Below are 19,865 nucleotides of genomic sequence, written 5' to 3' on the forward strand. Positions count from 1 at the left end.
GGCGGTCGGTGACGGAATCCCTTTGATCTTGCGTTATGCCGGTGTTAGGCCGGCCGGCCTAGCGTGGTTTCCGAGGGGCCGGTTCGAGCTACGGGGGTGGCGCGTGATCAATGCGAGGAGAAGTGACGGTGGTCGGCTCGGCCGCCGCCGGGGGTCAGGATGGTTTCCAGCCGAGGGCGGGGGCCACCGTCTCGGCCAGGTCGGTGAGGAGCCTGACGTTGTCGGGCAGTTCGAATGCCGGCGGCAGGAACAGCACGATCTCGTCGGCCGCCGTCAGGCCCGGGTCGGCCAGGACCGACTCGGTCACCTCTTCGGGGGTGCCGTGATAGACCGGGCTCATCAGCATTCCGGTCGGGAGTGCGGCGGTGAGCGTGGGCGTCAGCGCGCCCTGGGGGCGGGACGCGTGCGGGCCGCTGGTGCGCCGCTCCAGGTCGTATGCGGCGTAACGATCACGCAGCTCACCAGTGGTGCCGGGCAAAATCGAGGCGGCCACCGCCACCGGCGGGGCCTCGGTGCCGTGGGCCGACGTCCACTCCGAGCGGTATGCGGCGATCAGGTCAGCCTGATGCTGCGGGAAGGAGACACCGGCGGAGACGTCGTGCAGGATCGTCCCGGTGATCAGCCGCAGGCCCTGCCGGGCGGCGGTGACGGCCGAGGCGGTGCTGCCGGAGCCGTACCAGATGCGGTCGCGCAGACCGGGGCTGTGTGGGGTCACCTTCAGTTCGGTGCCGATCGGGGGCCCGCCCACACCCTTCTTCTCGGTGACGGTGTGGATGGTCTCGCCGGCGACGGCGGACAGGAAACGGGCCAGGCGGCGCTGGCCCTCCTCACGCGGGGAGTGGGGCACGGATCCGAAGATCGCGTCCCACTGGTCGGTGCCGCTGGAGAACGCGATCTGCAGGCGGCCGTCGATGAGCAGATCCGCGGTACCGGCGGACTCGGCCAGCAGGATCGGCTCCTGGAAACGGGCCGGGATCACCGCGCTGCCCAGCAGGATGCGGCTGGTGTGCTGACCGGCCGCGGCGAAGAAGGGCATCGGCGATGACAGGTAGTTGTCGAAGTGCCGCTGGTACGCCCATCCGGACTGATATCCGAGGGCCTCGGCGGCCTGGAACAGGGAGATGCCGTCGCGCAGGCCGCGGGCCGCCTCCCCGGTGGGGAACGACACCCGGGTGTTGAAACCGAGTCGGGTCACTGTTTTCTCCAAGTCACTGGTTTCTCCAGGCGTCGATGAGGGCGGCATATCGGCCGGGGCGGGCGGCGAGGGCCGAGTGGTGGCCGGACTGCACGATGCGGCCGCCGTCGAAGACGAGCACCCGGTCGGCGGTCTCAGCGGTGATCATGCGGTGGGCGATGGCGATCGTGGTGCGGCCGCGGGTGAGCACGGCCAGGGCTTTCTGGACGGCTACGTCGGTGGCCGGGTCCACCCCGGACGTGGCCTCGTCGAAGATGACCAGGTCAGGGTCGGCGAGGGCGGTGCGGGCGAGGGCCACGAGCTGGCGTTCGCCGACGGAGAGACGTTCGCCGCGGAGCCCGACCTGGGTGTCCAGGCCGTCGGGCAGACCGGCGAGCCAGTCGCTGAGGCCGAGCTCGTCCACGATCCGTTCGACACCGTCGCGCGAGGAACCACTGGGGGAGGCGCCGGCTGCGTTCCCCTGCGACACAGCGGTGTGCGGCGTGCCGAGGTTGATGTTGTCGGCGATGGTGCCGTCGAAGAGGAAGGGGTCCTGGGGGACGATCACCACCCGCCCGGCCAGGGATGCGATCCGGTCGAGGGCCACCCCGCCGACGCAGATCGTTCCGGCGGACGGGACGACGCGGCGGGTCAGCAGCTTCGCGAACGTGGACTTGCCGGAGCCGGTCCGGCCTACCACTGCCACGTGCTCGCCCGGCTCGATCTCGACCGACAGGGCGTGCAGGACCAGGGGGCCTGAGCCGTAACGCGCGGACACCTGGGTTACGCGTACGCCGAGCGGGCCTGGTGGGAGCGCGGAGCCGTCGGTCACCGCCTCGCTGGGGGTGGCGACCAGTTCGAGGGATCGGCGCCAGCCGGTCAGGGCGTTCTGCGCCTCGCCGAGGCTCTGCACGAGGAATTGGAGGGGTCTGACGAAGAACGTGACCAGGAAGATCATGGCGACGACCTCGCCCGAGCTGAGCCGGGGCTGTGCGGGATCGCCGGCGAGGGAGAACCAGACGCCGCCGAGCAGCACGGTCACTGTCATCACGCCGATGGTGACCTCGCCGAGCGCGGTGTTGCCGTGCAAGGGGACGAGTGTGCGCAGCAGGCTGTCGCGGGCCTGGTCGACGGCGTCGTCGAGCTTGCGGGCGGTGCGGGCGGCCGTTCCGGTGGAGCGGATCACCGGAGCGCCGGCCACCGACTCGGCGACCACGCTCTGCAGCCGGGACAGGTCACGGCGGGCCTGGGCGTAACGGCGGGCGATCACCCGCTGCATCAGCATCATCGTGCTGATCAGCAGGGCGGAGAGCAGCAGCACGGGTACCGCGAGCTGCCAGCTGAACACCGACATGATCACGCCGGCGATCAGCAACTGGGCGGCGTTGGTGACGAACTGGATGCCACCGCCCTGCAGGAACGTGGTCACCTGGTCGACGTCGCTGGTCAGCCGGGAGACCAGATCGGCGCTCGGTACCCGGTCGGCGGTCGACGCGGCCATGTCGTGAACCCGGCGCAGACCGTCACGGCGTAGCCCGGCCAGGGCACTCTCCACCTTTTCCTGGAGACGCCGGTTGAGCAGCAACGACGAGGCTCCAGCGACGAGCACCGCGATCGCGCCGACGGTGACGGCCGGGGCGACGGTGTGCGGCGCGAGACCGGAATCGATCGCCTGCTGGATGGTCAGCGGCGCCACGATCCGGCCGCCGCCGGCCAGCAGGGCGAGCAGCCCGGTAACGAGCAATCCCTGCCGCAGCTGCGGCGAGAAACGGAGGGCAGTCGTGAGGAACGAGCGACCAGAGATCGAGCTCAAACCAGGAGCAGCCGCTTCCGGCCGGTCAAGAGACATGGGTACGCGCATCGCCGGCAGCCTCCTCGTCACGGTCAGCAGGCCGGTAGGCGGTCACGATCCGGCGGTACTCCTCCACGTCGAGCAGGGACGACGGTGTGCCGGTGGCGACGATGCGTCCTGCGCGGACGAGGACCACCCGATCGGCGATCGCGACCGCGCCGGGGCGGTTCGTGCTGATCAGGACGGTGGGGCCGCCGTCGGCCACCAGGTCCGCCAGCGACGCCAGGACCTGCTGTTCGACACGGGAGTCCAGCGCCGACGTGGCGTCGTCCAGGACCAGCAGCCGGGGTTTGCGGACCAGCGCCCGGGCCAGGCAGATCCGCTGGCGCTGGCCGCCGGACAGGGTGGCCCCGCGTTCGCCGACCACGGTGTCGAGGCCGTCGGGCAGTTCACGGACGATGTCGTCGGCCGCGGCGGCCCGCAGCGCCTCCCACAGGTCCGCGTCGGGCAGGGAACGGTCGAGGGCGAGGTTGTCGCGCAGGGATTCGGCGAACAGGAACGGGCTCTGCGACACCACGGCCACCGCGTCCGGGACGACACCGGCGGTCAGTTCGCGGACGTCGACGCCGTCGAAGGCGACCGTGCCGGTGGTCGGGTGGATCTGCCCGCCGGCCACGTCGAGCAGCGTGGTCTTGCCGGAACCGACGGCGCCGACGACGACGGTGACGGTTCCGGGTTCCAGGGTGAGGTCGGCGTCGCGCAGGATCTGCCGGTGCCGGCGAGTGACGCCGGTGGACCGCAGGTCGACGCGCAGTGGGCTGGGCTGTTCGAGGTGGCGGGAGCCGTGCCGGAGGACCTCGTCGGAGTCGAGGACGGCCTGGACACGTTCGCGGCCGGCGCCGGACATCGGGAGCATCGACAGGAAACGGCTGATCACGTTGAGCGGGATCGCCACGGTGATCAGCAGGTACACCACGCCGACCAGGTCGCCGACGCTGAGGCTGCCCTGCTGCACCCGGGGCGCGGCGACGGCGAGCACGACGAGGACAGCAGCGGTGGGCAGCAGTTCGAGCAGCGGGTCGAAGATCGAGCTGATCGAGGCCATCCGCAGGTCGGCGGCGCGCAGCCGCTGCACACCGGGGGCGAACCGGGCGTCCTCGGCGTCGGTGAGGCCGAGGCTGCGGACGACCGGGCCGCCTTCGATCGACTCCAGGGCGACACCGCCGACAACGCCGCGGGCGGCCTGGGTGTCGCGGGCACGCGGGGCGAGCAGCCGCTGATAGGTGATGTTGAGCGCCAGGACCAGCAAGACCAGCACGAGGCCGACGAGCCCGAGCACGGGCGCACGGAAGAACAGCTCGGTGAGGGCGAGGAGCAGCATGAACACCATGCCGACCGCGAAGTACGCGAACTGCATCGGCGACCAGAGCGCGTCCACGTCCGAGATCGCGTGGGCGAGCAGCCGGCCGGGGGAGTGCCGCCGGTGCCAGGCCGGGTCGAGAGACAGGTACCGGCGGATCACGGCCCGGCGGGTCTCGGCCTGCGCCCGGTACTGCACGCGGCCGGTGGACAGCCCCCGGACGAAGATCGTGCTCCATCGGGCCGCCGAGATGCCCAGCACCAGGCCGGCGCTGGTCCACCAGATGCTCGCCGGTACGGCGTCGCCGGCGAGCGCGGGCACCACCAGATGGTCGGTGGACCAGCCGATCGCGGAGGCGCCGGCCACCATGGTCGCCCCGTTGATCAGCCCGGTGACCGTCGCGACCGCCGCCGGTCCCGGATTGGCCCGCGCCCCGGCCAGCTGCGCGAGAAGCGCCGACCCCCGCCGGGTGTCCGGCAGCGTCGAACGCCCCCGGGATTCAGGAGGCGTCGACACGGCGCCCCGGGATCGCGTCGATCAGCTCCTGGGTGTACTCGCTCTGCGGGTTGGTGAAGACCTCGGCTACCGGGCCTTCCTCGACCACCTTGCCCTCGCTCATCACCGACACCGTGTGCGAGATCTCGGCGACCACGGCCAGGTCGTGCGAGACGAAGAGGTACGAGAGGCCGAGGTTCTTCTGCAGGTCGGCGAGCAGCTGCAGGATCTGCTCCTGGACCAGTACGTCCAGCGCGGACACCGGCTCGTCGAGCATCAGCAACTCGGGCTCCAGCGCGAGCGCCCGGGCGATGGCGACCCGCTGCCGCTGGCCGCCGGAGAGTTCGCTGGGCAGCCGGTCCAGGTACGACGCCGGCAGTGCCACCTGGTCCAGCAGCTCCAGCGCACGGGCCTGCCGGGACTTCCGGTTGCCGATTTTGAAGGAGACGAGGGGTTCGGTGATCGACTGGCCGATGGTGAACTTCGGGTCCAGGGTGGCGAACGGATCCTGGTGCACGAGCTGGGCCTTGCGGCGCAGCGGGCGGACCTGGTTCCACGACAGGTTGCTGATCTCGGTGCCGTCCAGGACCACCGATCCGCTGGTGGCCGATTCGAGGCCGAGGGCGATCCGCAGCGTGGTGGTCTTGCCGCAGCCGGACTCGCCGACCAGGGCGTGCGTGCGTCCGCGGGGTACCCGGACGCTGACCTTGTCGAGGGCGTTGAAACCCCGCCGGCCACGCCGCTGGTCGCTGATCGAGAACGTCTTGCTGACGTCGGTCAGGGTCAGGACGGAATCGGGGACGTCCTCCCCGCGTACGTCAAAGCGCGGAACCACCCGCCCGGCGTGAGCGAGCCGGGGCGCGGCAGCGATCAGCTGCCGGGTGTATTGATCCTGCGGGTTGCGCAGGATCGTCGCCGGATCGCCTTCTTCGATCTTGCGGCCGCCCTGCATCACGATGACCCGGTCGGCGCGGTCGGCGGCGACGGCCAGGTCATGCGTGATGATCAGCAGGGAGATGCCCTGCTCGCGGACGAGGCCGCTGAGGTGGTCGAGGATTCGTTTCTGCACGGTGACGTCGAGGGCGCTGGTCGGTTCGTCCGCGATGATCAGTTTCGGACGGCCGGCCAGGGCGATGGCGATCAGGGCGCGCTGGCGCAGGCCGCCGGAGAGCTCGTGCGGGTATTGATGTGCCCGCAGCTCGGGGTCCGGGACGCCGGCCTGGGACAGGAAGTCGAGGGCCGAGTCGGTGCCGCCGCGTAGTTTGATCGCTTCGGTGACCTGGGCGCCGATCCGCTTGGTGGGGTTGAGGCCGACCATCGGGTCCTGCGGGATCAGGCCGACGACCGAGCCGCGGAGTTTGCGCAAGGTGCGTTCGCGGGCGCCGGCGGTCTCGATGCCGTCGACGATCGCGGAGCCGGCGGTGATCCGGCCGTTCGCCGGGAGCAGGCCGATGATCGCGTTGGCGGTGCTGGTCTTGCCGGAGCCGGACTCGCCGACGATGGCGACCACCTCGGACTCGCCGACGCTCAGATCGAGCCCGATGACAGCGGGGGTGACAGCACGATGCCTGACATATCCAACATCGAGCCCTTTGATCTCGACAAGGCTCATCGGAGTCGCTCCAGCACGAAGGTCGGGAAGAGGCTCATCTCGTCAGCTCCTGCAGCGTCTTGGAGATGTGGTTGAGGCTCAGCACCAGGACCGCTACGAACAGGCCGGGCAGCAGGCTCAGCCACCACGAGGTGACCAGGTAGTTGCGGCCGTCGGAGATCAGCGTTCCCCACTCGGCGGCCGGCGGGGCCGCGCCGAAACCGAGGAAGCTCAGCGAAGCGATCGCCAGGATCGCCACGCCCGCGTCGAGGACGGTGAGGACCGCGACCGGGCCCCACGAGTTCGGCAGGATGTGGCGCAGCAGCACCCGGGTCCAGGAGGCGCCGCCGGCGCGGGCGGCCTCCACGTACGGCAGGGTTTTGACCCGCAGGACTTCGGCGCGGGTGGTGCGGGCGAAACCGGGGACGATGCCGATGCCGACGGCGATCGCCACCGGCAGGGTGCCGTACCCGAGGGCGGTGACGATCGACAGGGCGAGCAGCAGGCCGGGGATGGCGAGCAGCACGTCGACGATGCGCATCAGGATCGCGTCGAGACGGCCGCCGAAGAAGCCGGAGACGATGCCAATCGACAGGCCGGCCACCGCCGCGATGGTCAGCGCCAGCAGGGTCGCCTTGATCGTCAGCGGGGAGCCGTAAAGGACGCGGGTCCACAGGTCACGGCCGTAGACGTCGGTGCCGAACAGGTGCTCGGCGCCGGGCGCCCGCATGGCCTGCTCGGGGTACGTGTCGTACGGCCCCCAGGAGGTGAACAGCGTCGGCGCGAACGCCGAGACGATCACGAAGAGCACGTAGAAGACGGCGATCAGGAAGGCCGGTTTACGGACCAGCTGCACCAGCGCCGATCGCAGCTCGGCCCGCCGCCCGCCGATGCGCTCAAAAGCACGAGCGTCAACCAGGTCAGGAACAGTCACGGTGGTCATACCGCCACCACCTCCGGAGGGGTCACCTTGTCGCGGGTGTGTGAAATGCGCGGGTCGAGCAGCGGATACAGCAGATCGACGATCAGGTTCACCACGACGAACAGCGCCGCCGCGATGGTGACCACGGCGAGCACGACCGGCACGTCCTGGGACAGCACCGCCTCTTGGGCGAGCTTGCCGACCCCTTCACGGGTGAAGACGGTCTCGACGACGATCGCGCTGGTCACGGTCAGCCCGACGATCACGCCGAGGATCGTCATGGCCGGCAGGACGGCGTTGCGGAACGCGTGCCGCAGATGCACCGCCGAGCGGGACAGCCCCTTCGCGCGGGCGGTGGTGATGTACGCCTGCGACAACGTCTCGTCAAAGCTCTTGATCAGCACCTGGGCGAGGATCGACGAGTTGAGTACCGAAATCGTCAGCACCGGCATGACCAGCGACGACGCGCCCTCGGTGCCGGTGGCCGGGAACCAGCCGAGCTGGAACGAGAAGAACTGGATCAGGAACAGCGCGATGAAGAACTGCGGGAACGACGCGCCCAGCGCCGGCAGCCGGGTCAGGAACGTGCGCAGCGGGTTCCAGCGCGCGAACGTCGCGACGTACGCGAGCGTCGAACCGGCGACCAGCGCCACCGCGGCGGCGGAGGCGCTGAGCAGCAACGTCTGTCCGATCCGCTGCCCGATCAGATCGGTGACCGGCACCTGCTGGGTCAGCGAGATGCCGAAGTCACCCTGCACGGCGGCCCAGAGATGATGCCAGTACTGCGCCCCGATCGACTGGTCGAGCCCGAACTGGGCCTTGCCGGCCTCGACCTGCTCAGGGGTGAGCGAGTCGAGCTGGAGCCCGGCGGCGGCGAGTTGCAGCTCCATCGGGTCGCTGGGCAGCAGGTAGAGGATCGCGAAGGTCAGGGTGTAAGCGGCCCAGAGGACGACGACGGCCTGGAGGACTCGACCAATGACATACCGGGTCATAGGGAAACCTTTCAAAAGACCGGGCCGTGTGAACACGGCCCGGTCCGAGAGACGTCAGTCCTTCCAGACGTCGTTGAGCTTGATGAAGCTCTCCGACGTGAACGCGAATCCGTGCACCTTCTCGCTGAGGCCGGCCTTCTGCACCCGCTCGTTGAGCGGAAGCGTGATGCCCTCGTCGATCAGGTAGTCCTGCAGCTCGCCGTACGCAGCCTCGGACTGCTTCTCGTCGGTGGTCTCCAGCGCCTTGGCGAACAGTTCCTGGACCTTGGCGACCGCGTCCGGGGTGGACGCCTGACGGGCCAGCGCCTTCGAGTTCGCCACGTCCGGGTTCAGGATGAACTGCAGCGCGCCGGGGTCGGCCCGGGTGAAGTACGTCGAGGTCAGGTCATACGAGCCCTCGGCCAGGTAGGTGGCCTGCTGCGCCGGGGTGAGCTGGCGCAGCGCGATGTTGATGCCGACCTTCTTGGCCTGCGCCTGCAGCAACTCCGCGCTGGAGACGAACGAGGTCAGCGGGTAATCGATGGTCAGCTGCTCGCCGTCCTTGACCCGGATCCCGTCCGCGCCGAGCGTCCAGCCGGCCGCGTCGAGCAGCTTGCCGGCACCGTCCGGGTCGTACGCGAGCTTGCTCTCCTCGGACTTGAAGTACGGGGTCGTCGAGTTGAACGCGCCCTTGACCACCGGATATCCGGCGCCGTAGATCGTGGTGGCGTAGGTCTGGCGGTCGATCGCCTTGGACAGGGCCAGCCGGACCTGCTTGTCGGCGAGCGGACGACCGGCGGTCGTGTTGGCGAACAGGGTGTAGGAGACACCCGGCAGCGACCGCTCCTCGATCTTCTTGCCGGTCTTCTCGATCAGCGTCTGGTCCTGCGGCGAGAACGGGTTCCGCGGCCAGGCGACGTCGATGGCGCCGCTGGTCAGGTTGCCGGTGCGGACGCTGTCCTCGGCGACGTAGTTGAAGATCACCTTGTCCAGGCGGGCCTCACCGGTGTTCTCGCTCAACGAGGAACCCCAGGTGTACCCGGCCCGCTTGGTCAGCACCGTCTCGGTCTTGGGCGTGTAGTGGTCCAGCACGAACAGACCGGAACCGATCACTCCCTTGCCGGTGCAGCGGTCCGCCGGGGCGAGCGCGAACTCCGACGGGTCGGTGATCGCCAGGTTCGTCGTGGACGTGGCCTGGAGGAACGACGAGTTCGGCTTGCTCAGCGTCAGCTTCACGGTCAGCGGGTCGACAACGGTCGCGCCGGTCAGACCCTGGATGTAGGAGGCGCCGTAAGCGGCTCCGTTGGTGGTCTTGACGGTGTCGATCCAGCCGGTGACGTTGTCGGCGACCGCCTGCGCGTCCACCTTCTTGCCGTTGCTGAACGTCACGCCGTCACGCAGCGTGAACGTGTAGGCCAGGCCGTCGGTGCTGATCTCCCACTTCTCGGCGAGCCAGGGGACGATCTTGCCGGTTTCCGGGTCCTGGTCGGTCAGCGAGTCCGCGAAGTTCCGGATGATCGACCGGTGCTCGATCCAGTACACCTGGAACGGGTCGATGCAGGAGAAGTTCGGGTTGTCCGGCCAGAAACTGACCTTCAACGTCCCGCCCGATTTGGGCGTACCCGAGGCGGTGTTGGCTTCTTCCGCGCCGCCGCCGCAGGCGGCAAGGGCGAGCGAGGCGGTGAGCGCGACGGCAATAGGTCTGAGATATCGAGAAATAGGCATTATTTCGGTCCTTCTAAGGGTGGGGGAAGGCAAAGATCAAGTTCAAGGTCCGTGGGTACGCCTAAACGCCGAGCACCCGCCGGCCCGAGGCGATCAGAACGGCGTCCTCCTGCGGCGGATGCACCCGGATGCACAGGGCGTCGCGCAAATGACGTTCGAGCGAGTGGTGCCGGGACAGGCCGGGGTTGCCGAGCGCGGCCACCGCGGTCTGGGTCGCCGCGATCACGGAGCGTCCGATCGCCACCTTGATCGCGGAGAGCTCGGGCAGGATCGTGGTGTCGCCCGCTTCGAGGCGCAGCAACGCCCCGTGCAGCAGCGTCTCGGCCTGCACGATCTGCAGGTCGATCTCGCCGGCGACCGACTGGATCCGCTCGGTCTGCGCGATCGGCTTGCCGAGAGCGGCCGGAATCCGCTCCCGGGCGAACGCGGCGAACGCGGTGCGCGCGGCCCGGGCCACCCCGATGTAGAGCGCCGGATGACCGAAACTGCCCGGTCCGGCCGCGGCGGCGGGGTCGCGGTAGGAGCCGTCGGGCTGACGCGGGATCTCCCGGAACGCGTCGGCCGGCAGCCGCACGTCGGAATAGACCACGTCGTGGGTGTTCGACGCCCGCAGACCGAGGTGGTCCCAGGTCTCGATCCAGGTGATGCCGGGCAGGTCACCGGGAACGATCAGGTGCCCGACGCGCTGCGTCTCCGGTTCGACGGCCCAGACCACGTGGTAGGCGAGGCCGGTGCCGCCGGTCGCGTAGGCCTTGCGGCCGTTGAGCACCCATCCGTCGTCAGTGCGTACAGCGGTCGTCTTAGGGATGCCACCGCGAGCCGGAGCACCCAGTTCCGGCTCGGCGCGGATCGCGTTGACCAGCGCCGGGCCGTCCTGCGAGCGGCGCAGCAGATCCTCGTAGTAGTGCGCGGGCCAGGTGCCGAACGCGGCCTGCGCGGCGTGCGTGTTCAGCGAGTTCGCCGCGAGGAGGCCGACCGACGCGTCGCCCTCGCCGATCGCGGTGAGGATCCGGGCGGTGTCGCGGGGACCGGCGCCGGGGCCGCCGTACTGGGTGCCGACCGTGGCGGTGAGCAGCCCGGCCCGGTGCGCGACCTCGATGCCGGCCCAGGGCAGATCGCCGGTGCGGTCGTACTCGCCGGCGGTCGCCGCGATCTCCGCGGTGACCTTCGCGAGGGCGTCAGGAGAGAGGTCCAGGCCGCTCATTGCTGACCCGCCGTCGCGAACCGGCCGTACTCGGGCGCGTGGTTGCCCAGGTGGTCGGCCTGCAAGGTGCCGCGCTGGCCGGTCGCCGTGCGGTGGGCGATCTCCTGGCGGACCAGCGGCAGGATGTACCGGCCGTAGTCGACCGCGTCGGCCAGGGTGTCGTACCCGCGGATCGAGACGAGCGAGGCGCCCTGGTCGACGTAGTCGAGGATCGCCGCGGCGACCGTCTCCGGGGAGCCGACCAGTGCGGTGGAGGCGCCGGCCGCGTTGGTCACGGCAGCGGTCCGGGTCCACAAGGCGCGGTCGTAGAGCTCGGACTGTGCGGCCTGCGCCAGAGCACGCTGGGAACCGACGTTCTGCGGGGATGCCTGGCGGTGCCGTTGCTGGGCGTACGCGCTCTTGCTGAAGGTGTCAGCGATCTTGGCGACGTATGAATGCGCCTTCTTCCAGGCCAATTCATCGGTCTGTGCGATGATCGGCCGGAACGTCACCCAGATCCGCGGCTTCGGCCGTCCCGCTTCAAGAGCGATCCCGTTGACCCGGTCGATCTCGCTGCGCAGGTCGCTCAGCGGCTCGCCCCAGAAGCTGAAGATGTCCGCCTTGGCACCGCCGACCGCGAACGCCTCGTCGGACTGGCCGCCGATCGAGATCGGGATCGAGCCGTTGTACGGGGCGAAGCCCGGGCCGAACTCGTCGAACTTGTAGAACTCACCATCGCGGCTGAACGCCTGAGGAGAGGTCCACGACTCCCGCAGGATGTCGATGTACTCCGACGTGCGCGCATACCGGCGGTTCTTCGGCAGATAGTCACCCTGGCGGGCCTGCTCGGCGTCGCTGCCGCCGGAGATCAGGTGGACGACGGCCCGGCCCTCGGTCAGCTGGTCCAGCGTCGCGAGTTTCTGCGCGGCCACCGTCGGCGGTGTCGTGTTCGGACGCAGCGCCACGATCGGCTTGATCCGCTCGGTCAGCTGCCCCACGGCGCTCGCGGTCACGAACGAGTCGGCGGTGCCGGAGCCGTAGGGGAGCAGCGTGTAGTCGTAGCCGCCCTCCTCCAGCGAGCGCACGTACTTGCGGAAGTACGCGAGGTCGATGCCCCGCGACGGCACCGGGTTGAGCTCGGTCGACGGGTTCAGGTGCGAGAGGCTGATGAACTCGACCTCGGGCGAAGCGGTCGTCGGAATGGCGGGGTCGAAGGTGCTCATGCGGCGGTCCTCTCTGCGAGTGCTCCCGGGTTGTCGGCCTGCAGGGTGCCGTGTTGCCCGGTGGCTTCCCGGTGGGCCAGCTCCTGGCGGACCAGCGGGAGGATGAAGCGTCCGTAATCGATGAGGTCGTTGAGGTTGTCGTAACCGCGGATCGAGATCAGCTCGGCACCGAGGTCGACGTAGTCGAGGATCGCGGCGGCGACCGTCTCCGGCGTACCGACCAGGGCGGTCGAGGCGCCGGCCGCGCCGGTCGCGCTCGCGGTCGGTGTCCAGAGAGCCCGGTCGTGCACGTCCTGCCGGCCGGCGATCTCCAGAAGGCGCTGGGAGCCGACGTTCTGCGGCTGGCTGCCACCGAGGCTGGACCGGAACCAGTTCGCCTTGTTGCCCTCGGCGAGGACACCGTGGATCTTGTGCGCCTTCTCCCAGGCGAGTTCCTCGGTGGCCGCGATGATCGGCCGGAACGTCACCCAGATCCGCGGCTTGTCGGTCCGTCCAGCGGCTGCGGCCTGCGCGTTCACCGCGTCGATTTGGTCGCGGGTGTCCTTCAGCGGCTCACCCCAGAGCCCGAAGATGTCACCGCGCGAACCACCGACCCGGTACGCCTCAGCGGACGACCCGCCCACCGACACCGGGATGGTGCCGTTGGTCGGCCGGACCACGCTGACGAAGTCGTCGAACTTGTAGAACTCGCCCTCGTGGCTGAACGGCTCGGTGCTCGTCCACACCTTGCGGACGATGTCGATGTATTCGGCCGTTCGTGCGTACCGTTGCTCTTTGGTCAGGTAGTCGCCCTCGCGGGCCTGCTCGGCGTCGTTGCCGCCGGAGATGAAGTGGACCACCGCCCGCCCGCCGCCGAACTGGTCGAGTGTGGCGAGGGCCTTGGCCGCGACGGTCGGATAGATCGTGTTCGGCCGCAGCGCCACGATCGGCGCGACCCGCTCGCTGCGCGCCACGATCTGGTTGGCGATCGCGAACTGGTCCTGGAAGGCCGAGGCGTAGGCGCAGAGCGTGTAATCGAAGCCCGCGTCCTCGAGGGCGTTGACGTACCGGGTGAAGAACGGCAGGTCGACGTCGGGTCTGCCGAGCCGGTTGAGCTCGTTGCTCGGATTGACGTTGACGGCACTGATGAATTCGACGGCCACGCGGAACCACCCCTCAAGCAGCGGTTCGGTAACCGCAGGATCCCTATAACTCCTACCAACGTAATAGGTCTTTGGGAAGGGTGTCCAACGACGATCCGCGATCAACGTGATCACGATCGCTTATCGGTCGCGCTCCTTGCCTTTACTCACTCCGGGTGCGTGGCTCAGCTCGGAGCAGGGCCCAAGACGGTACGCAGACCCGCGGTGACCGCTTCGGCGACGCGAGGATCGGCCCCTGACCTGGCCCGCAGGCTCATCGTGGCCGGGGGCACGCTCGGCAGGTCGTCCCGCTCGGTCAGTCCGTCCGGAGTGGTCACCGCGCTGGCGAGCAGAGCAACGCCCAGTCCGGTGCGGACCGCATCGAGCACCCCGGCCACGTAACCGCTGTCGCAGACCACATAGGGATCGAACCCCCGTGAGGCCAGGGCGGTCAGGGCCCGGCGGCGCAGTACGCACGGCTCCTCGATCGCCACAACCGGCCAGTCCCGGCCGGTCGGCGCCTGCCAGGTCTTCGCGGAGTACCAGGTCAGCGGCAGTGAGCCGACCGGCGTGCCCTCCGCCGACGACGCCTCGGTCAGGTGCACGGCCAGGTCGATCGTGCCCCGGTCGACGGCCGCGTCCAATCGCCGGGTGCGATCGATGCGGAACCGCACCTGATGGTCCGGCAGCGCCGCGGTCACCGCCGGCAGGATCAGATCGGCGGCGTGCTCGGTCGTGCCGATCGTGACGGTCGGGCGCTCCGGGCCGACCAGCCGGCGCAGCGCGTCGTCGTGCGCCGTGAGGATCCGCCGGGCCTCGCCGAGAAGTGCCTGGCCGTCCGGGGTGAACGTGGTCCCGCGGCCCTGCCGCTCGACGATCGGGCGACCGATCACCTTTTCCAATCGCCGCACGTGCTGGCTCACCGCCGACTGGCTGACCCGCAGCGTGGCGGCGGCCCGGTGGAAGCCGCCGCAGTCGGCCACCGCGACGAGGCTGCGCAGCGCGAGGATGTCCAGAACCTGTGCCATGTCCCGGACGCTACCGAGCAATTGATAAGAACTCGTGTTCGTTTCTGATCGAGGATCGGTGTTGGACACGCGACCGGCGATCAGGTGATGCTGACCGGCAACCACCTCTGACGCTCATGGCAGGGAAGAATCATGACTGACGCCTTTGACGAGCCTGCCGGGATCGCTCCCCGGGGGACCGTGCTGGTCGCCGCCGGGCGCGGCGAGACCATCGACGCCTATCAGCGTTTCGGCAAGCGCATCGCTGCCGACGGCTACAAGGTACGGCTGCTGCCGGACATCACCACCGATGTCGCCGCCAGCCTTGCCGAAGCCGAGAAACTCCTGGTCGACGACGGTCTGCCGGGTCCTAAGGTGATCGTCGGATCGGACACCGGCGCGCTGTTCGCGCTGTCGCTGGCCCGCCGTTCGGCTCCCGGTCTCGACGCTGTCGTGCTCGCCGGAATCCCGGTCTCGGCATCGACCAGTGTCAACCTCATTGGGTGGGACGAGGAGCTCGAGGCGCGTACCGGCTGCCCCACCCACCGCGGTGTGCTCTCGGCCGGCGCGGCGACTCAGGGCGCTCTTTTTTCGGCCCAAATTCCTACTGAACTCATCGGCGATGCGGGTGATGTGACTATTCCCACCCTCGGCCTGCACGGCGACGCCGACACGGTCAGCCCTCTGGAAACGGCCCGGGATTCGTACCCTGGCCGGCTCGTCAGCATCACCGGCGGCCGCCACGACGTCCTCAACGACGTCACGCACCGGACCGCCGCCGCTACGATCATCCTGTTCCTGGAGCGGCTCAAGCTCGGCGCCGACCTCCCCGTGATCGCCTCGGAGGTGGCCGCATGAGCCGCTACATCGTCATCGGAGCGGGCGCGGTCGGCGCCTCCGTCGCCGCCGAACTGCACCGCGCCGGCATCGACACCGTTCTGGTCGCGCGCGGCGCGCAACTCACCGCCCTGCGCACCAAAGGCCTCACTTATGTACGCCCGGACGGCGCCCACCAGCTGTCCATTCCCGTGGTCGCGGGCGCTGACGAGCTCGACCTGACCGAGGACGACGTCCTGATCCTCGCGACCAAGAGCACCGACAGCGCCGCCGCGGTCCAGGACTGGGCGTGGCGTCCGGTGAAGCGGGCCGACGGCGCCGCCGGAGTCGCCGCCACCTCGTTGCCGCTGGTTACTCTGCAGAACGGACTGGAGACCGAGCGGATCGCACTGCGCTCGTTCGCCAGTGTGCACGGCATCGTGGTGTGGATTCCGGCCACGTTCGTCGTACCCGGGGAGGTTGTGAATCACGCTCACCCGGTGCCGGCGATCCTGTGGCTGGGGCGTTATCCGTCCGGCGTCGACGCGGTGTCCGCGGCGATCGCGGCCGATCTGCGCCGGGGTGGGTTCGCGGTCAACGAGGTCGAGGACATCACCGCGCACAAGGCAGCGAAGCTGATCGGGAACCTGTTCAACAGTCTGGACGCGCTCTATGAGCCGGGTCCGCTGCGTGATGCCGCGGTCGACGCTCTGCGTGCCGAGGCCCGGGCTGTCTACGCGGCCGCGGGAATCGTGCCGGCCAAGCCGGAGACCAGCGGGTTCGGCGTCGCCGAGATTCCGGGGCGGGAGCGGGTCGGCAACTCGACGCGGCAGAGCCTGGCGCGGTCGGCGGTGCCGGAGACCGACTATCTGGACGGGGAGATCGTCCTGCTGGCCCGGTTGCACGGGGTGGCGGCGCCGCTGAACGAGGCCATCCAGGAGCGGGTGCACCGGGCGGTCATCGACGGGACTGCCGCGGGGTCGCTCGGCGAGGAGGACCTGGCGGCGACGTTGCCGGCGGTGGCCGCTGCTGTCTCCGCTGCCGCTGCGTCTTCGGCCGCGTCGTCCTCGGCTTCTGCTTCGTCTCCGGTGGACAATTCGCGGGTGAACTCTTCTTCTGAGGATCTTGCCGCGGCCCGTGCGTCGGTGCTGGTCGGTGTGGACGAGGTGCGGCGTGCCGCCGCCGAGCCCAACTCGCCGGTTCTGCTCGACGTGCGCTGGGCGCTCGGCGACCCGAACGGTGCCGAGCACTACAAGGCCGGCCACCTGCCCGGCGCGGTCTACGTCGACCTGGACACCGAACTGGCCGGGCCGCACGAGTCCGGCGCCGGCCGCCACCCGCTGCCGTCGATCGCCGCGCTGCAGAGCGTCGCCCGCCGCTGGGGCATCAACACGGACAGCAGCGTCGTCGTCTACGACAACAGCGGGGGCCTCGCCGCCGGTCGCGCCTGGTGGCTGCTGCGCTGGGCCGGCGTCTCCGACGTCCGCATCCTCGACGGCGGGCTCGGCGCCTGGCGTGCCGCCGGGTACACCGAAGCCACCGGATCGGCGTCACCCCGCCGCGCCGGCGATGTCGTGCTGACCCCCGGTCACCTGCCCACCCTCACCGCCGACGAGGCCGCCGCGCTGCCGTCGACCGGCACGTTGCTCGATGCCCGGGCCGGCGAGCGGTACCGCGGTGAGGTCGAGCCGATCGACCCGCGTGCCGGCCACATCCCCGGCGCGATCAGCAAGCCCACCGGCGAGAACCTGCAGGAGGGTGTGCCGTACTTCAAGGCCGCCGACCAGTTGCGCGACCGCTTCGAGGGCGTGACCGGGCCGGTCGGGGTCTACTGCGGATCCGGCGTTACCGCGGCACACCAGATCGCCGCGCTGGCGAGTATCGGGGTCGAGGCGGCGCTGTATCCGGGTTCGTGGTCGGCCTGGTCGTCCGACCCGGAACGCCCGGCCGCCACCGGCGCACAGCCGTGACGGTTCCACCCGGAGTGGACTCGCCGGTGCCGGTTTCGCCCGCGCCTGTCTCGCCCGTGCCGGTTTCGCCGGTGGACGCTTCGCCGCTCGGATGGCTTGCTGAGACCGGTGCCGAGTGGACAGCGGATCCTCAGATTCTGGGGGAGAAGCGGCTCGACCGTTCCGGATGGGAACCTGACGGCCGGCCCCTCGCCGTCGTGTTCCCCCGGACGGTCGAGCAGGTGCAAGGAGTGTTGCGGGGCGCGTCGGTTACGCGTACCCCAGTGGTCGCTCGCGGAGCCGGCACCGCGCTCACGGGTGGGAGCGCCGCCGGAGCCGGCACCGTGGTGTTGGATCTCTCCCGGATGGACCGGATCGTGGAGATCCGGGCGGCCGACGGCGTAGCCGTCGCCGAACCGGGCGTGATCACCGCTGATCTGGATCGGGCAGCGGCCGAACACGGGCTGCGCTACGCACCCGACCCGGCCAGCCTGGAGATCTCCACGATCGGCGGCAACATCGCCACGAACGCGGGCGGGCTGCGGTGCGCCAAATACGGCGTGACCCGCGACTCGGTCCTTGGCCTGGACGTCGTGCTGGCCGACGGAACCCTGATCAATACCGGTCGCGCGACGTTGAAGGGTGTTGCCGGGTACGACCTGACGGGCCTCTTTGTCGGCTCGGAGGGGACGCTCGGTGTGGTCGTCGGGGCGACCCTGCGTCTGCGCACCCTGCCTGCGGCAACGGCGACGATCGCGGCGGCTTATCCGGACGTGGCTGCTGCCGCTGCGGCGTCCGTGGCGCTGGCCGAGGCGCGCATCCAGCCGGTTCTGGCCGAGCTGCTCGACGCCGCGACACTCGCAGCGCTGGCTGATTTCGGTATGCCGCAGTCCGGCGGGGCGTTGCTGATCGTGCAGCTCGACGGCGGGGCCGACGAGGCCGCGCGGGCGCTTGACGTGCTGAAACGCGGTGCCACGTCGGTACGGAGCGACGGTGACCCGGCGTCGTTGCTGGCCGCCCGGCGGCAGGCGTTGCCCGCTATCGAACGGCTGGGGCGTCCGCTGATCGAGGACATCGCGGTTCCGCGGTCGGTGCTGGCCGAGGCGGTGCGATCGATCGCGGACATCGCGCGGCGCCACGACGTGCCGATCTGCACGCTCGCTCACGCCGGCGACGGCAACCTGCACCCGATCATCGTGGCCGGTTCCTATGGCTCGCCGATCCCGGTGGCGGCGCATCGTGCGGCTGACGAGATCTTCGGGTTGGCGCTCGCGCTGGGCGGCACGGTGACCGGGGAGCACGGGGTGGGTGTGCTGAAACGGACATGGCTGGCGCAGGAGTTGGGTGAGGCCCAGCATGATCTACAGCGCCAGATCAAGGCGGTCTTCGATCCGCTGGGCATCCTGAACCCGGGCAAAGCGATTTAATCTCGGTGGCAGACGGCTTCGAGGTTGATCCCGTGCGGGTCCAGGACGAAGCCACCGTAGTAGTCGTCGTGGTACTCGGGGTGGACGGCCGGCGCGAGCAGTTCGGTGGCGCCGGCCTTCAGCGCGGCAGTGTGGAAGGCGGCCACCTCCTCGCGGGTGTCGACGGTGAACGCCACGTGCATGTTCGTGCCGACGGTGCCGCCGTCGATCAGCCAGAAGTACGGCTTGACCTGCGCCAGCCCGAACCCGGTCATGGCCGTCGGCTGGTTCGGCGTCGCGTTCGGCGGGATCTCCAGCATCTTCGTGATGCCGATGCTGGCCAGCACGGGCTCGTAGAAGGCCACGGCGGCGGCGAGATCAGGCACGGCGACGTTGAGGTGGTCGATCCGGGAACCCGAACGGTCAAGAGTCATGGTCGTCAGCGTGCCCGGGATTGCGGTCAGTACATGACCGTTATGTGTGGTTAGTGGGGCGGGCAGCTGATGATCACGAGGGTGTCGCCGGTGGTGGGTTCGATGAGAGCCATACCGCCGTTCACCTCGGCCGCCTCGAGGTGGCGGCAGAGCTCGTCGGTCGTCGGCGGGGTGTGAACGGGGGCGGGCTCACCCGCGAGACCGGCCAGCACCAGGGCGGCGACCACGGCGAGAGGGGCGCGGCGGCGGGGCGGCTTGACCTGCCGCCGAACCGGCCGATCGAGATCGATCACGGCCAGACGGTACACGGCCCGATCTCCGCTGCGGGTGGCTCGCGTTTGCGGGTGGCTGGCGTTCCGCGTGATTGGCCTTCCGCGATCTTGGCAAGTTGTGGCTGCCCCATGTGGGTGGGGCTTGCCAAGGTCGGCGCGGGGCGCAGGGCGTGGCTTGGGGGTGGGGACGCAGCGATGCCCCAGCCGCAGGGGGATCGGCTGGGGCATCGCGGGTCTTGCAGGGGGCCAATAAACGTCAGTAGCCGAAGTCCTGGGTGTAGTACGGGGTGCCGTTGGCGGAGTAGACGGCGCCGACGCCGACGGTCTTCGACTTGCAGTTGAGGATGTTGGTGCGGTGGCCCGGGCTCTTCATCCAGCCGTTGACGACCTGGGCGGCGGTGCGGTAGCCGTAGGCGACGTTCTC

Annotated in this window: 17 protein-coding genes and 1 pseudogene; 4 read left to right on the forward strand and 14 right to left on the reverse strand. The window is 69.7% G+C overall.

Going from position 1 to position 19,865, the window contains the following annotated elements:
* Nucleotides 1-154: 154 nt before the first annotated feature.
* The 11 genes from B0I29_RS42185 to B0I29_RS42235 form a co-directional block, all read right to left on the reverse strand.
* Nucleotides 155-1,195, reverse strand: a complete 1,041-nt coding sequence (locus B0I29_RS42185; protein WP_220091572.1) for an LLM class flavin-dependent oxidoreductase — start codon at nt 1,193-1,195, stop codon at nt 155-157.
* Between the two features lie 13 nt (nt 1,196-1,208).
* A complete protein-coding gene (locus tag B0I29_RS42190) occupies nt 1,209-3,035 on the reverse strand; it encodes an ABC transporter ATP-binding protein (protein ID WP_111654784.1) in 1,827 nt (608 codons plus the stop codon).
* Nucleotides 3,013-4,842, reverse strand: a complete 1,830-nt coding sequence (locus tag B0I29_RS42195) for an ABC transporter ATP-binding protein (RefSeq protein WP_111654785.1) — start codon at nt 4,840-4,842, stop codon at nt 3,013-3,015. The genes B0I29_RS42190 and B0I29_RS42195 overlap by 23 nt, the downstream gene beginning before the upstream one ends.
* Complete coding sequence (locus tag B0I29_RS42200; RefSeq protein ID WP_111654786.1) at nt 4,826-6,433, reverse strand: dipeptide ABC transporter ATP-binding protein; 1,608 nt, start codon at nt 6,431-6,433, stop codon at nt 4,826-4,828. Before B0I29_RS42200 ends, B0I29_RS42195 begins: the two co-directional genes overlap by 17 nt.
* 34 nt (nt 6,434-6,467) lie before the next feature.
* The gene (locus B0I29_RS42205) at nt 6,468-7,355 is read right to left on the reverse strand and encodes an ABC transporter permease (protein ID WP_111654787.1); all 888 of its coding nucleotides are present in this window, start codon (nt 7,353-7,355) and stop codon (nt 6,468-6,470) included.
* Nucleotides 7,352-8,326 (reverse strand): ABC transporter permease, encoded by a 975-nt coding sequence (locus B0I29_RS42210; protein ID WP_111654788.1) that lies wholly within the window; start codon nt 8,324-8,326, stop codon nt 7,352-7,354. Before B0I29_RS42210 ends, B0I29_RS42205 begins: the two co-directional genes overlap by 4 nt.
* 54 nt (nt 8,327-8,380) lie before the next feature.
* On the reverse strand, nt 8,381-10,030 hold the full coding sequence (locus tag B0I29_RS42215) for an ABC transporter substrate-binding protein (protein ID WP_111654789.1): 1,650 nt from the start codon (nt 10,028-10,030) through the stop codon (nt 8,381-8,383).
* A 61-nt stretch (nt 10,031-10,091) separates the two neighbouring features.
* Nucleotides 10,092-11,234, reverse strand: coding sequence for an acyl-CoA dehydrogenase family protein (locus B0I29_RS42220; protein WP_111654790.1), 1,143 nt, complete (start codon nt 11,232-11,234; stop codon nt 10,092-10,094).
* A complete protein-coding gene (locus tag B0I29_RS42225; RefSeq protein WP_111654791.1) occupies nt 11,231-12,436 on the reverse strand; it encodes an LLM class flavin-dependent oxidoreductase in 1,206 nt (401 codons plus the stop codon). The genes B0I29_RS42220 and B0I29_RS42225 overlap by 4 nt, the downstream gene beginning before the upstream one ends.
* Nucleotides 12,433-13,578 (reverse strand): LLM class flavin-dependent oxidoreductase, encoded by a 1,146-nt coding sequence (locus B0I29_RS42230; RefSeq protein WP_111654792.1) that lies wholly within the window; start codon nt 13,576-13,578, stop codon nt 12,433-12,435. Before B0I29_RS42230 ends, B0I29_RS42225 begins: the two co-directional genes overlap by 4 nt.
* A 164-nt stretch (nt 13,579-13,742) precedes the next feature.
* On the reverse strand, nt 13,743-14,585 hold the full coding sequence (locus tag B0I29_RS42235) for a LysR family transcriptional regulator (protein ID WP_111654817.1): 843 nt from the start codon (nt 14,583-14,585) through the stop codon (nt 13,743-13,745).
* Nucleotides 14,586-14,717: 132 nt separating this feature from the next.
* Between B0I29_RS42235 and B0I29_RS42240 the strand changes: the two genes are divergently transcribed.
* The 4 genes and pseudogenes from B0I29_RS42240 to B0I29_RS42250 all read left to right on the forward strand — a co-directional run bounded on the left by B0I29_RS42240 (nt 14,718) and on the right by B0I29_RS42250 (nt 18,756).
* Nucleotides 14,718-15,422, forward strand: coding sequence for an alpha/beta hydrolase (locus tag B0I29_RS42240; RefSeq protein WP_111654793.1), 705 nt, complete (start codon nt 14,718-14,720; stop codon nt 15,420-15,422).
* Nucleotides 15,419-16,318 (forward strand): annotated as a pseudogene (locus B0I29_RS47900) (ketopantoate reductase family protein); the annotation flags it as partial. The gene B0I29_RS42240 and the pseudogene B0I29_RS47900, both read left to right, overlap by 4 nt.
* A gap of 165 nt (nt 16,319-16,483) precedes the next feature.
* Nucleotides 16,484-17,350, forward strand: coding sequence for a sulfurtransferase (locus B0I29_RS47905; protein ID WP_220091578.1), 867 nt, complete (start codon nt 16,484-16,486; stop codon nt 17,348-17,350).
* Between the two features lie 71 nt (nt 17,351-17,421).
* On the forward strand, nt 17,422-18,756 hold the full coding sequence (locus B0I29_RS42250; protein ID WP_220091573.1) for an FAD-binding oxidoreductase: 1,335 nt from the start codon (nt 17,422-17,424) through the stop codon (nt 18,754-18,756).
* Here the strand turns inward: B0I29_RS42250 and B0I29_RS42255 are convergent.
* From B0I29_RS42255 to B0I29_RS42265, 3 genes are all read right to left on the reverse strand, one after another.
* Nucleotides 18,753-19,169, reverse strand: coding sequence for a VOC family protein (locus B0I29_RS42255; protein ID WP_111654795.1), 417 nt, complete (start codon nt 19,167-19,169; stop codon nt 18,753-18,755). The two genes, B0I29_RS42250 and B0I29_RS42255, sit on opposite strands and share 4 nt — an antisense overlap.
* A 50-nt stretch (nt 19,170-19,219) precedes the next feature.
* Nucleotides 19,220-19,462: a hypothetical protein gene (locus tag B0I29_RS42260; RefSeq protein WP_146617074.1), complete on the reverse strand. Its 243-nt coding sequence runs from the start codon at nt 19,460-19,462 to the stop codon at nt 19,220-19,222.
* A 235-nt stretch (nt 19,463-19,697) separates the two neighbouring features.
* On the reverse strand, nt 19,698-19,865 hold a 168-nt coding region (locus B0I29_RS42265; RefSeq protein WP_146617075.1), incomplete at its 5' end, for a CAP domain-containing protein.

This window comes from Actinoplanes lutulentus (assembly GCF_003259845.1).
In the GTDB taxonomy this organism is placed as follows: Bacteria; Actinomycetota; Actinomycetes; order Mycobacteriales; family Micromonosporaceae; genus Actinoplanes; species Actinoplanes lutulentus.